Below are 11,497 nucleotides of genomic sequence, written 5' to 3'. Positions count from 1 at the left end.
CGTCGTAAAAGGAGGCAAGCGATGAAGCTTATCGAAGCAATCATCAAGCCGTTCAAGCTGGATGAAGTGAAGGATGCCCTGAACGAGATCGGCATCGAAGGGATCACGGTGAGCGAGGTAAAGGGTTACGGCCGTCAAAAGGGCCATACGGAGCTATACCGAGGCGCGGAGTACGTGGTGGATTTCATCCCCAAAGTGAAGCTGGAGATCGCGGTCGCCGACGAAATGGTGGCCAAGGCTGTGGCGACCATCGAGGATGTCGCCAAGACCGGAAGGATCGGCGACGGCAAGATCTTCATACTTCCTTTGGAGGAAGCGGTCCGGATCAGGACCGGAGAGAAGGGCGGCGACGCCATTTAGGCCCTCACCGACAACCATACCTATCAATGGAGAGTGTTATGATACGTGACGATAAGAAGGCAAAGGACGCAGCTTGCAAGGCGGATCTCCCCATCGCTTCCAGCTGCCTCACCGTCAAATTCACCAAGCTCATGCTGCTGACCTCGCTGCTGCTCCTCCCTATAGCGGCCGGCGCCGAGGAGAAGGCTGCTGAGCCGGCCGTGACCGCAGCTGCCGCCAGCGCAGCCGCTCCCGCCGCCCCTGCCGTGGCCGCGACTCCCGCGGCCGCCCCAGCAGCCCCTGCCGTTGCGGCCGCCGCCCCGAAGAACGTCGACCCGGTGCTGAACACCGGCGATACCGCCTGGATGCTCATCTCCGCGGCACTGGTTCTCTTCATGATCCCGGGCCTCGCGCTTTTCTACGGCGGCATGGTCCGCTCCAAGAACGTCCTCTCCACGATGATGCATTCGCTCGTGGCAATGGGGATCGTCGGGGTGCAGTGGGCCCTCATCGGCTACTCCCTCTCCTTTGGGCCCGACCTGGGGCATGGCCTCGTCGGCGACTTCTCCAAGGCGCTCTTGAACGGCCTGATCAGCTTCAAGGACGGCGCCCCCGTCTATACCCTGTTCCAGAACGTCGCCACCGAGCCCGGCGCCATCCCCGAGTACGTCTTCGCCATGTTCCAGGGGATGTTCGCCATGATCACCGTGGCCCTCATCTCGGGCGCCCTGGCGGAAAGGATAAAGTTCTCCGCTTACTGCCTCTTCGTGCTCCTTTGGACCACACTGGTGTATGACCCGCTGGCCCATTGGGTCTGGATGGTCGACGGATGGCTCTTCAAGCTGGGCGCGCTCGACTTCGCAGGTGGGACCGTGGTGCACCTCTCCTCGGGTATCTCGTCCCTGGTGGTGCTCTACTTCCTAGGCAGGCGCCACGGCTTCCCTACCGAGCGTATGGCTCCGCACAGCCTGCCGCTGACCCTTCTGGGCGTGGGGGTGCTCTGGTTCGGCTGGTTCGGCTTCAACGCCGGCTCCGCCGTGGTCGGCGTCAACTGCTCGGATGCCGCTGGGGGGCTAGCCGGCCTCGCCTTCATGACCACCACCATCGCTCCTGCCGCTGCTGGTCTTACCTGGATGATCGCCGAGTGGATCCACGCCGGGAAGCCTTCGGCCCTGGGCTTTGGCTCGGGCGTGGTCGCCGGGCTCGTGGTGATCACCCCCGCCGCCGGCTTCGTGCAGCCGGGCGCGGCCCTCTTGATGGGGGTTGCGGGCGGCCTGGTCTGCTACGGCGGGGTACTCCTCAAGGCCAAGCTCAAGTATGACGATTCTCTCGACGCCTTCGGCGTGCATGGCATCGGCGGCACCACCGGTGCCATCCTGACCGGCGTCTTCGCCACCGTCGGCGCCACAGGCCTTGCCTCCGGCAACCTGAAGCAGTTCGTGACCCAGCTTGTCGCCGTCGGCGCCGCCGCCCTCTACGCGGTAGCCGTCACCTTCGTCATCTCCTTCGTCCTGGACAAGACCATCGGCTTCAGGGTGGAAAAGGAAGACGAGATCATGGGGCTCGACCAGACGCAGCACTCCGAGAGCGCCTACAACTAGGACTCGGTTCGCGAGGGCAGTAAAGGCGGGGGGATCTTCAGATCCCCCCGTTTTTTTCGGCAAAAAAATCGCTATCTTTTTGAAATGCCGTTTTTTCCTGATACTGTTTTCCAGCCGGAAAATCTCTTTGGGGGAGGGGTATATGGACTCGCGGGACATGGCACTCAGAAAGGAAGGTGACGCAAGGGGATACTACGAGCGCTGCGGCGCCGAGGCCGGGATCGCCGGATTCACCACGATCTTCAGGATGTTCACCGAGGACGAGACGAGGCACGCCGATGCCCTGCGCGCTCTTTTGAACGGTGCGCGGGTGGAGCTGCCGGTCTCAAAGACCCTGGCCGGGGCGAGGACGATACTGCGACGGCTCGCCGTGCAGCAAGGCTCCCTCAGCTTCACCGGGGATCTCGCGTCCTACCAAAGCGCCATGCAGTTCGAGGCGGTCAGCGCGCGCGCCTGCGGGAAGCTGGCCCAGGAGGCCCCGAGCGGCTGGGAGCGTGAGCTCTTTTTACGGATAGCGGCCGACGACGAGATCCACTTCACCCTGCTGGAGGAGATGCGTGAGCTTTTGCAGGTAAACGGCGAGGAACCCGGAGGCATGAGCGATGCCGGTTGAGCTCGATTTGAGGCAGGTGCTTGAGACGGCGGCGGCAGCAGCGCGCGAGGCGGGCCTTTTGCAGAAGGAGAGGCTTGGGAGCGAGCATACCCTGAGCTACAAGGGGGAGGTGGACCTCGTGACCGAGGTGGACCGTGCTTGCGAGGATCTCATCGTGCGGCGGATCCGGGAGGTGTTCCCGGACCACAGCTTCCTCGCCGAAGAAAACCAGTACCCGGAAGGGGACCCGGCGCTGCGCTGGGTCGTCGATCCCCTTGACGGCACCACCAATTACGCCCACGGCTTCCCCTGGTTCTGCGTCTCCATCGCCTTTGAGCGGGGGGGAGAGATCCTGGCGGGGGTGGTCTACCACTGCATGATGGACGAGCTTTTCAGTGCGGTGAAGGGGGAGGGGGCCTTTTTGAACGGGCGCAGGATGAAGGTTTCGCAGCGTGCGCCGCTTCGAAAGTCGCTGATCGCCACAGGCTTTCCCTACGACGTGGCCCGCGACAACGAGAACAACTTCGACAATTTCATAGAACTGCAGCTTGCCGCCCGCGGGGTGCGCCGTGCTGGTGCCGCCGCGCTCGATCTCGCCTGCGTTGCGGCCGGCAGGCTGGACGGCTTCTGGGAGCTGAAGCTGAAACCATGGGATGTTGCGGCAGGGACTCTGCTGGTGCAGGAGGCGGGGGGAAGGGTGACCAACCACGCGGGAGAGCCCTACTCGGTCTACGACCATCGCATCCTAGCCTCCAACGGCGCGATCCACGACGAGATGCTGCGGATATTGGAGCGGTGCGCTGCGCGATAGCGGCATGGCGGCAACGCTTTTACCAAGGCGTCCTCAGGGGCGCCTTTTTTGATTCTTCCAGCAATGAAGAATCCCCTCACCCTGGCCCTCTCCCAAAGGGAGAGGGGAATTTGAGCGGAGAGGGCGGCTGATGCATACCCTCTCCCTCTGGGAGAGGGTGCCCGAAGGGCGGGTGAGGGAATTTGCGCGAGTAGAGAGGGTGAGGTGAGCGAGGGTTCGCCCCAGGATGGCGCCCCGCGTCAAAGTTGTTTCATTACACGTGACATTGTTTTATAATCCAACTTCCTTTTGTTCATCCCAGTCACCGGAGGAAGCCGATGCTCAACCTGCGCAAGAAGATCCTGGTCGCCATCGACGGTTCGCCCCTTTCCGACAAGGCGGCGGAAGAGGCGGTGCGCATGGCCGCCGGGAACCCCAGCCAGTTCAAGAGCAAGGTCTACGGCCTTTTGGTCCTCCCCAACGCCCCGCGCAACACCTTCACCGACTTCGTCCCGGCGCGCCCCATAACGGAGCAGGCCCAGTGGGCGGAGCTCAAGGAGCGGATCTTCTACGTCGTGGAAAAAAACGCCGCCGAGCTCGACGTCCCCCTGGAGACCGCGGTGGTCTACGGCGACCCTGCCGACGAGCTGCTCCGCTTCGCCCAGAAGGAGGAGATCGACGTGATCGTGATCGGTTCGACGGGAAAGGGGTTTTTGAAGCGGAAGCTTCTGGGGAGCGTATCCCACAAGGTGGTCAAGGACGCGAAGTGCTCGGTCTACGTGGTCAGGGGATAGCCTTCTGGGTCTCCCGCCGCAGGTAGGCCAGGATCTCTTTCAGGCTTTCTACGATGATCTGCTCACCCTTGGGGAACTCGTGGGGCGACAGCTCTAGGGTTAGTATGTCGTTGTAGGCTGTGTTTCTCAGGTGGTTCAAAAAGCGGGTTAGCGGCAGGATGCCGTGGCCGGGCAAAAGGTGTTGACGTCCGTGGCCGTAGTCGGAGAAGTGGATGTTCCTGATGCGCCCGGAGTTGTAGCAGAGGTAGAAGTCGTTGATGAAGTTGGCCCGCCCGCTACCCATGTGGGTGCAGTCGAAGGTGAGGTAGAGGTTCTTCTCGTGGAGAAACTCGATCATCTTCTGCGTGTCGGAGAGTATGTAGCCGTTGATCCGGTACTTGCCGGTCCAGGGCATGTTCTCCAAAGTCAGAGCCACCTCCCCCCCCATCTCCTTCTGAAAATCCTGCATCCGGTACAGCCAGCGCCAGTAGGCGAACTCCAGCCCGATCCATGAGGGTGGGTGGAAGTTGACCAGGCCGATGCCGCAGTCCGCGGCGATCTCCACGCAGCGCTTGAGCGCGTCGACCGGTCCCCCCCAGCCGTCCAGCGCCATGAAGGGGGCGTGTATGGAGAGGATCGGGATCTCCTGGGAGAGTTCCTTGATCAGGCGGCGCGAGCTCACTTTCTGGAACTCCTGGTTTATCACCAGCTCCACGCCGTCGAAACCTGCTTCGGCCGCCATGGCGAACGCCTTGGGGAGCGGGAAGGTGAAGAGCGTTCCTGCCGAAATGGAGATTCGCATAGGTCCGCCTATCCCTGTCCCACCATGCGCTGGTAGGCCATCTTCTGCAGGTCGAGCACCGCGACGAAGGCATTCCTGATCCTCTCGTCCTGCTCCTGGGTGAACTCCTCGGGGTTCGCGTGAGACCCTGTCTCATCACCGCGGGTCTCGCTCATGATCCGCAGCTGCATCAGGCACTGCAGGGCCTCAAGCACCCTCTGGGCCAGCTCCACGCTGAACGCGCCGCGGTAGAGGAGCTCCCTCACCCGGTGCAGCGTCCCCCCCCCCTGCACCCCAAGGTGCACGGCCAAAACCCGCACCGCGCCCACCAGCGGCGAGAGCCCCAGCCCTTCCACGTCGATCTCTCCCTTGTGCTCTCCGCTTTTCTCAAGCCTCCAGCGTCCGAAGTGCCCGAGTGCCAGCGGGAGGTGGATCGCCTTGCGCGCGAGCTGGAAGAACGCCTCCGTGCTTCTCTGCTCCTTGAGCGCCGACGCCGCGGCGCTTAACGCCTCGTCCGCCAGGGGCTCGTAGCCGGTGACGAAGCCGAGGTCCGCCATCGCCTCCAGGCGCCACTGTCCGTCGGGCATGGCCGTGTTCCCTCCCTTCATCGGGGGGGCGAAGGCGGGGAGCGGGTTTTCCAGCTCCTCGCGCAGGTCCCTCTTCCGGGTCGTGTTCCCCCCTTTCAGAAGGGCCCGCCATTCTGCCAGCGAACCGTGCCATAGCGCCTCCTCCCCGGGTACCATCCCCGCCTCCTTGAGGGCCCCGGCGAGCTGCCGGGTGAATAGGAAGAACCTTTCGGAATCGAGCTGGTGCAAAAGGAGATAGCGGTTTTTGCCGTAGAGGGTCTGCTCCTCCCGCCCCCGGTCCCCCGTCACCAGCAGAGCGTACACAGGCGCGCTCCCCTGACCGAGGGAAAGCATCCGCTCCTCGGCCAGAAGTGCCGCCCGTGCCACCAGGAGGTCGTGCCAGGCGTTGGCTGCGCCGGTGAGGGCGAGAACCGAGCCGCGCCTGCTGAAGTGGGCGGCGAGGAGTTCGCCGTGGCGCGCCGTGAGCCCCTTCAGCTCGGCCGGGGCAACAGTCTCCCCAAGCGCCCGCCGCAGGGCCTCGAGCCCCGTGTCCAGCTGCGACTCGTACTCCAGCTCCGCCTCCAGCGCCTCGGCCATCCCCTCCAGGAACGACTGCGCCTCATCGGCGGAGCTGCGCCCCCACTTGCGGGTGAGCCGCGTTTTCAGCCCCTCCACCAGCCGCGCGCTCTCGCGCCACTTGAGGATGTCGTCTCCCTTGGTTCCCAAGAGCATCGCCATGTACGGCTCCCACTAAAAAAGACGTTGTCAGTCGAGGTGCCCGTGCACCTCTTTTTCCAGGAAGCGCCCCATCTCCTCCGGGGGGGCGGGGGTCAGAAGCGAAACCGCTATCATCACCGCTATCACAAGGGGGGCGCCCAGAAGCGCCGACGAGGTGACCGGGAAGAGAAGCGCCAGCTCAGGGAACACGCCGCCGCAAAGGGGCGCGAGAGCGGTGCAGACGATGCCGGTGAGCATCCCCGCGATGGCCCCGTAGCGGTTGGCGCGCCCCCACCAGATCCCCAAAAGGAAGAGAGGGAAGATTGTGTTGCCGGCGAGCGCGAAGGCGACCGCGGTGATCTCGGCGATCAGCCCCGGCGGGTCGAGCGCCAGAAGGAGCACGATGGCGGCAAGCACCAGGGTCCCTCCCTTGGCCACCTGCATGCGCGCCGATTCGCTGGCGCGGGGGTTGACCATGGAATAGTAGATGTCGTGGGAGATCGAGGCCGCGCCGGTCATGAGCAACCCCGCCACCGTGAAGAAGGCGGCAGAGAGCGCGCCGGCGGCAAGGACCCCCACGAGCCAGCCGGGAAGCCCTCCCTGGAGTGCGGTCTTCAGGACGATCACGTCGGCCGCGGCGCGTGCCGAGGCGGGGTCGGGGATGAGGCCGTTTTTAGCCTCCAAAAGCCTCCCGAAGACCGAGAAGGCTGGGGCGGACCAGTAGATCAGGGCGATGAAGAAGAGCCCCCAGACCACGCTCCAGCGTGCGTCGCGCACGTTGGGGACCGTATAGAAGCGCGACAGCACGTGGGGAAGGCCGGCGGTGCCGACCATGAGGGTGAAGCAGAGAGCGCACCACTGAAACAGGGAGCCGCTGGCGAAGGGGAGGGTGAAGTCGATGTTGAACTGGCGCGACAGGTCGGTGAGCGCGCGGCCGTAGCCGAACTGGGGCAGGAGCCAGAAGTAGCCGAGCTTCCGGGCAAGCCACATGAGCGGCACGATGAAGGAAACGCTGATTACCAGGTACTGCAGCTGCTGGTTCCTGGGAACCCCGAGCATCCCGGAGATGACCAGGTAGGAGACCACGGCCAGCGCCCCGAAGGTCACCCCCTGCTGGTACTCGATGCCGAACATGAAGGAGAAGATGAGCCCGATCCCCTTGAACTGGGCCACGCAGTAGATGATGGAGATGGCGATGGAGATGGCGGCGGCGATGGCCCGGGCGGCTTGGGAGCCGTAGCGCTCCCCCACGAACTCGGGGGCGGTGAACTTGCCGAAGCGTCGGATCTGGCTCGCCAGGAGCACGAGGAGCAGCACGTAGCCCCCGGTCCAGCCGATCACGTAGGCAAGTCCCTGGTACCCCTGCAGGTAGATGATCCCGGCAAGCCCCATTAGGCTTGCGGCGCTCATCCAGTTGCTGGCGATGGCGGCCCCCCCCCCGATCCTCCCGGTGTAGCGGCCGCCGAAGCCGTACTCCTGGCTCTCGCGCGACTTCTGCCTGAGCCCGACTACGATGAAGGAAGCCAGCACCAAAAGGACCACGAATATGGACCAGGAGGAATCATTCATAGCTTTTGTCCCGCCTGCGGCTGTGATATTCGGTGATGCGGTCCACGTACAGGTTGAAGAGGACGCAAAGGACGATGAACCAAAGCGGCAGGAACTGCCCCGTGAACCAGAAATGCAGCGGGAGGTTGAAAAGGGTGAGGCGGGTCAGAAGGCTCCCCGCGCCGCTTCCCTGGCAGAGGTAGACCAAAAGCTGAAAACCGAAGGTGCAGACCCCCCAGCCGAAGAGGATGGCGAGGATGATGAGCACCTCATCCCGCATGTGCCCTTTTTTGGGGCGCAACAGGTTGACCTGGTAGCTTTTTTCCGGCTGGCTCATGGCGCCTCCGTCCCTTTTTCGCGAGGATCTAGACTATGGAAAAATTGGTGTGAATTATCTTCTGCAGGTCCTCGATCAAAAGGAGCGCCTGCCTGATCCGCTCCCTTTCGTCGGCCGGCAGCGAGTAGGGGTTCAGGTAGTAGGCGTCGTCCTGGATCCCCTTGATCACCTTGACCTGGAGCAGGATGCGGTGCTTGGTGAGGATCCGGTACGCCTCGACGAGCCCGTGCGCAGTCTCCGCGGAGAAGCTGTGCTCGCGCTCCAAAAGTTCGATGCGGCGCACCGTGGAGGTGGCGGGGATCGCCTGGTTGATGGCGAGGATCCTCACGTTCATCACCAGAGGCGCCCAGGCCAAAAGCTTCAGGTTGAAGCACCCCTTGTGCTCGCCGCTTCCCTCGGTCCAGAAGCGCTTCAAAAAGCCGAGCGCGAGCCGCATCTCGGTCGCGGCCTTGGCCATCCCCCAAAGCGCCATGAAGTAGTCCTGCAAAAGGGAGCGGATCCGCGTAACCAGTACGCCGGCAAGCTCCGCGTCGCCGGCCACGAAGCGGGCGTCGGAAAGGACGATCAGGTCCATCAGGTTCTTGCCGTAGTCCTCGGTCTCGTAGCGCACGATCCCCAGGAGCCGGCGCTGCCACTGCGACAGCGATCCGCGCCAGTTGTCGTTGCAGGGCATGATGCCCCCGGTGCATTTCTTGAACCCTATCTCGGCCAGCCGCTCAACCAGGATCTCTGAATACTGCCTGAACCAGGCGTCGGCCTCCTCGCCGCCGTCGTCGCCGTAGACGATCAGGTAGTCCTGGTCGGTGATGAGGGTCTGCTCTTCGCGCCCGTCGCTTCCCATGCTGATCAGGGCGAAGGGGACCGGCGGGGGGGAGCTCATCTCCTCCAGCACCAGTTGCAGGGCGCGGCCGGCCAAAGCGTCGCGGTACCGGGTGCAGTTCTCGTGCAGGGCGGTGACCGAATAGAAAGAGAGGAAGCGCTCCATCTCGATCCGGTTCAACTTCTCGTGAATCCGGAATAATGCGCCGTAGTCGCGTTCCGCGCGCACCCGTTCCAGCAGCTGGTCCTCCTCTCCGGAGGAGCTGCGCAACCCGGTCAGCTCGTCCTCGATCTCGAACTTCAGCCCCTGTAGGAAGCGGCGCATCTCGTCCCGGTCCAGAAGCGGCAGGTAGGCGTGCACCTCCCCCAAAAGCTCCTCTAGGAGTTCCGCGTCGCTTGGCTCTGGTAGGTATACCCGGTGTGGCATGCTCTCCGCCCGATGCAAATGAGTGTGGCGTTGATTCTACAGAAAAATACCATGATGTAAAACTGTTTTGCGGGAGATGGGAGGGGGAGGGGCAAAAAAAATCGTTTTTCCGCCCCGCTTGCGTCCCCTTTATCGTGTGCAGAAGACAAAAAAACTGGGGAAGGTTTCCCTTCCCCAGTCCTTTCAGCGTTATGCGTTTGCTGCTAGTGCTCGACTGCCTTGGCCATGCCCAAACCGGTGTTCTGGCGAACGTAGACCTCGTCGAACATCTCCTCGGAACGCCTGTTCGGGAAGGCGAGGGCGCCCAGAATGGCGGCCATGAAGCCCAGCGGGATGGAGACGATGCCGGGGTTCTTCAGGGTGAAGAGCGGTTTGTCGAGTCCCATCATGGAGGTGCCGTCTTTCTGTGCGTCTACCTTCGCCTTGGCAAGCGCCTTGGCGTCGTTTTCGGAGAGGGTCTCGCCGGCAGGGAGAGCCGCCTGCTTCTTCTCCATAGCGGCGACCACCTTCTTGGCGCCTGCGGCAACCACTTTCGGGTAGGTCATGTTGGGGGAGACCATCACCAAGCCGATGGAGGCGATGGTGCCTACCAAGAGGCCCGAGATGACGCCAGCGGTGTTGAACTTCCTCCAGAAGAGCGAGAGGATGACGACCGGCAGGTTGCCGGAAGCGGCGACCGCGAAGGCGAGTGCCACGAGGTGGGCGACGTTCTGCTTCTCGGCCGCGAGGCCGATCATGATGCCGCAGGCGCCTACCACGAAGGAGGTGGCGCGTGCTGCGAAGACCTGCTCATGCTGGTCGGCGTGACCGTCTTTGATCACGTTGACGTAGATGTCGTGTGCGATGGCCGCGGAGGCCGCGAGCACCAGGCCGGAAACAACGGCGAGGATGGTGGCGAAGGCTACGGCGCACAGGAAGGCGAGGAAGAGGTCGCCGATGACGGGTGCGATGTCGGCGCCCATCTGCTGTGCCAGCATCAGGGTAGCCATGTTGCCGCCCGGGTCGACCTGGGTGATCCCCTGCGGGGTGAGGTGGATCGCCGCGCCGAAGCCGAGGAGGGTAGTCAGGATGTAGAAGCCGCCGATGATGAACATCGCGATGATGACGGATTTACGTGCCGCCTGCGCGGTCGGGACGGTGAAGAAGCGCATCAGGATGTGCGGCATGCCGGCGGTGCCGAGCACAAGGGCCATGCCCAGGGAGATCTGGTCCAGCGGGTTCTTCAGGTAGAGGCCAGGCTCGAGGAAGCGCTGCCCCGCGTCGGCGCCGGCGAGGATGACGCCGTCTTTCAACACCAGTTTGGAGACGTGGTCCTGGATGTCAGGGCTGCTGACGATGGTCGAGAAGAAGCCGATCGGGTTGAAGCCGGCCTTCAGCATGACCAGGAAGGAGAGCAGGAAGGCGCCCGACATGAGGAGGCCCGCCTTGATGATCTGTACCCAGGTGGTAGCGACCATGCCGCCGAAGACTACGTAGCCGACCATGAGGACGCCGACGCCGATGATGGACATCTTGTAGGGGATGCCGACCAGAAGGGCCATCAGTTTGCCTGCACCGACCATCTGGGCGGTGAGGTAGAAGGTGGAGACCGCGACGGTGGAGATGGCGGCGAAGGCGCGCACCGGTTTAGGGGAGGTACGGAAGGAGAGGATGTCCCCCAGGGTGTACTTGCCCGCGTTGCGGCACGGCTCGGCGACGATCAAAAGGACCGTGATGTAGGCGACCAGCCAGCCGACCGAGTACATGAACCCGTCGTAGCCGTAGAGCGAGATCAGGCCGGAAATCCCCAGGAAGGAGGCTGCCGACATGTAGTCGCCGGCGATAGCCCAGCCGTTCTGGGTCCCCGTGATGCCGCCGCCTGCGGCGTAGAAGTCGGAAGCAGTCTTGGTCTGTTTGGCGGCCCAGACAACGACCCCCATGGTGATAGCGATGATGACCATGAACATGCCGATGGTGATGGTCCTGTTGGTTTTGAGCTCCCTTTTGACCGGAGCGGGCTTGGCCGGGGCCGGCGTCGCGACCGCCTGGGCCTGGTTAAGCTGGGCGGCCGGGGCTGCGACGGCGGGAGCGGCGCCCTGTGCTGCGGGTGCGCTCACCGCGGGTGCGGCGGCGGGGGCTGCCTTTTGCTCTTCGGCAAAGGCGGCCGCGGCAACGGAGAGGGCCAGCGTGGCTGCTATAAATATCTTTTTCATCGTCATTGTCGTTCC

Annotated in this window: 11 protein-coding genes; 5 read left to right on the top strand and 6 right to left on the bottom strand. The window is 63.5% G+C overall.

The window, feature by feature from the left end:
* Positions 1–21: 21 nt before the first annotated feature.
* The 5 genes from GEOBRER4_RS13345 (at position 22) to GEOBRER4_RS13325 (ending at position 4,116) form a co-directional block, all read left to right on the top strand.
* A complete protein-coding gene (locus GEOBRER4_RS13345) occupies positions 22–360 on the top strand; it encodes a P-II family nitrogen regulator (RefSeq protein WP_085812131.1) in 339 nt (112 codons plus the stop codon).
* Positions 361–398: 38 nt separating this feature from the next.
* A complete protein-coding gene (locus tag GEOBRER4_RS13340; protein ID WP_185242714.1) occupies positions 399–1,940 on the top strand; it encodes an ammonium transporter in 1,542 nt (513 codons plus the stop codon).
* Between the two features lie 142 nt (positions 1,941–2,082).
* Positions 2,083–2,553, top strand: a complete 471-nt coding sequence (locus GEOBRER4_RS13335) for a ferritin family protein (RefSeq protein ID WP_085812133.1) — start codon at positions 2,083–2,085, stop codon at positions 2,551–2,553.
* Positions 2,543–3,343, top strand: coding sequence for an inositol monophosphatase family protein (locus GEOBRER4_RS13330; RefSeq protein WP_185242713.1), 801 nt, complete (start codon positions 2,543–2,545; stop codon positions 3,341–3,343). The genes GEOBRER4_RS13335 and GEOBRER4_RS13330 overlap by 11 nt, the downstream gene beginning before the upstream one ends.
* A 317-nt stretch (positions 3,344–3,660) precedes the next feature.
* The gene (locus GEOBRER4_RS13325) at positions 3,661–4,116 is read left to right on the top strand and encodes a universal stress protein (protein WP_085812135.1); all 456 of its coding nucleotides are present in this window, start codon (positions 3,661–3,663) and stop codon (positions 4,114–4,116) included.
* Here the strand turns inward: GEOBRER4_RS13325 and GEOBRER4_RS13320 are convergent.
* From GEOBRER4_RS13320 to GEOBRER4_RS13295, 6 genes are all read right to left on the bottom strand, one after another.
* Complete coding sequence (locus GEOBRER4_RS13320) at positions 4,106–4,897, bottom strand: sugar phosphate isomerase/epimerase family protein (RefSeq protein WP_185242712.1); 792 nt, start codon at positions 4,895–4,897, stop codon at positions 4,106–4,108. The two genes, GEOBRER4_RS13325 and GEOBRER4_RS13320, sit on opposite strands and share 11 nt — an antisense overlap.
* Before the next feature lie 8 nt (positions 4,898–4,905).
* Positions 4,906–6,180 (bottom strand): putative nucleotidyltransferase substrate binding domain-containing protein, encoded by a 1,275-nt coding sequence (locus GEOBRER4_RS13315; RefSeq protein ID WP_185242711.1) that lies wholly within the window; start codon positions 6,178–6,180, stop codon positions 4,906–4,908.
* A 27-nt stretch (positions 6,181–6,207) separates the two neighbouring features.
* On the bottom strand, positions 6,208–7,728 hold the full coding sequence (locus tag GEOBRER4_RS13310) for a VC_2705 family sodium/solute symporter (protein WP_185242710.1): 1,521 nt from the start codon (positions 7,726–7,728) through the stop codon (positions 6,208–6,210).
* Positions 7,721–8,044: a DUF4212 domain-containing protein gene (locus GEOBRER4_RS13305; protein ID WP_185242709.1), complete on the bottom strand. Its 324-nt coding sequence runs from the start codon at positions 8,042–8,044 to the stop codon at positions 7,721–7,723. Before GEOBRER4_RS13305 ends, GEOBRER4_RS13310 begins: the two co-directional genes overlap by 8 nt.
* Positions 8,045–8,072: 28 nt before the next feature.
* Positions 8,073–9,290, bottom strand: a complete 1,218-nt coding sequence (locus GEOBRER4_RS13300) for a DUF294 nucleotidyltransferase-like domain-containing protein (protein ID WP_185242708.1) — start codon at positions 9,288–9,290, stop codon at positions 8,073–8,075.
* A gap of 203 nt (positions 9,291–9,493) precedes the next feature.
* The gene (locus tag GEOBRER4_RS13295; RefSeq protein ID WP_185242707.1) at positions 9,494–11,482 is read right to left on the bottom strand and encodes a solute symporter family protein; all 1,989 of its coding nucleotides are present in this window, start codon (positions 11,480–11,482) and stop codon (positions 9,494–9,496) included.
* Positions 11,483–11,497 lie beyond the last annotated feature (15 nt).

It is taken from the genome of Citrifermentans bremense (genome assembly GCF_014218275.1).
In the GTDB taxonomy this organism is placed as follows: Bacteria; Desulfobacterota; Desulfuromonadia; order Geobacterales; family Geobacteraceae; genus Geomonas; species Geomonas pelophila.
This window is presented reverse-complemented; position numbering and strand designations above follow the sequence as displayed.

Bases quoted from the DNA above. Each gene is read 5' to 3' on its own strand.
- GEOBRER4_RS13325 (WP_085812135.1), top strand. From the start codon at position 3,661: ATGCTCAACCTGCGCAAGAAGATCCTGGTCGCCATCGACGGTTCGCCC.
- GEOBRER4_RS13335 (WP_085812133.1), top strand. From the start codon at position 2,083: ATGGACTCGCGGGACATGGCACTCAGAAAGGAAGGTGACGCAAGGGGA.
- GEOBRER4_RS13340 (WP_185242714.1), top strand. From the start codon at position 399: ATGATACGTGACGATAAGAAGGCAAAGGACGCAGCTTGCAAGGCGGAT.
- GEOBRER4_RS13315 (WP_185242711.1), bottom strand. From the start codon at position 6,180: ATGGCGATGCTCTTGGGAACCAAGGGAGACGACATCCTCAAGTGGCGC.
- GEOBRER4_RS13305 (WP_185242709.1), bottom strand. From the start codon at position 8,044: ATGAGCCAGCCGGAAAAAAGCTACCAGGTCAACCTGTTGCGCCCCAAA.
- GEOBRER4_RS13300 (WP_185242708.1), bottom strand. From the start codon at position 9,290: ATGCCACACCGGGTATACCTACCAGAGCCAAGCGACGCGGAACTCCTA.
- GEOBRER4_RS13320 (WP_185242712.1), bottom strand. From the start codon at position 4,897: ATGCGAATCTCCATTTCGGCAGGAACGCTCTTCACCTTCCCGCTCCCC.
- GEOBRER4_RS13310 (WP_185242710.1), bottom strand. From the start codon at position 7,728: ATGAATGATTCCTCCTGGTCCATATTCGTGGTCCTTTTGGTGCTGGCT.
- GEOBRER4_RS13345 (WP_085812131.1), top strand. From the start codon at position 22: ATGAAGCTTATCGAAGCAATCATCAAGCCGTTCAAGCTGGATGAAGTG.
- GEOBRER4_RS13330 (WP_185242713.1), top strand. From the start codon at position 2,543: ATGCCGGTTGAGCTCGATTTGAGGCAGGTGCTTGAGACGGCGGCGGCA.
- GEOBRER4_RS13295 (WP_185242707.1), bottom strand. From the start codon at position 11,482: ATGAAAAAGATATTTATAGCAGCCACGCTGGCCCTCTCCGTTGCCGCG.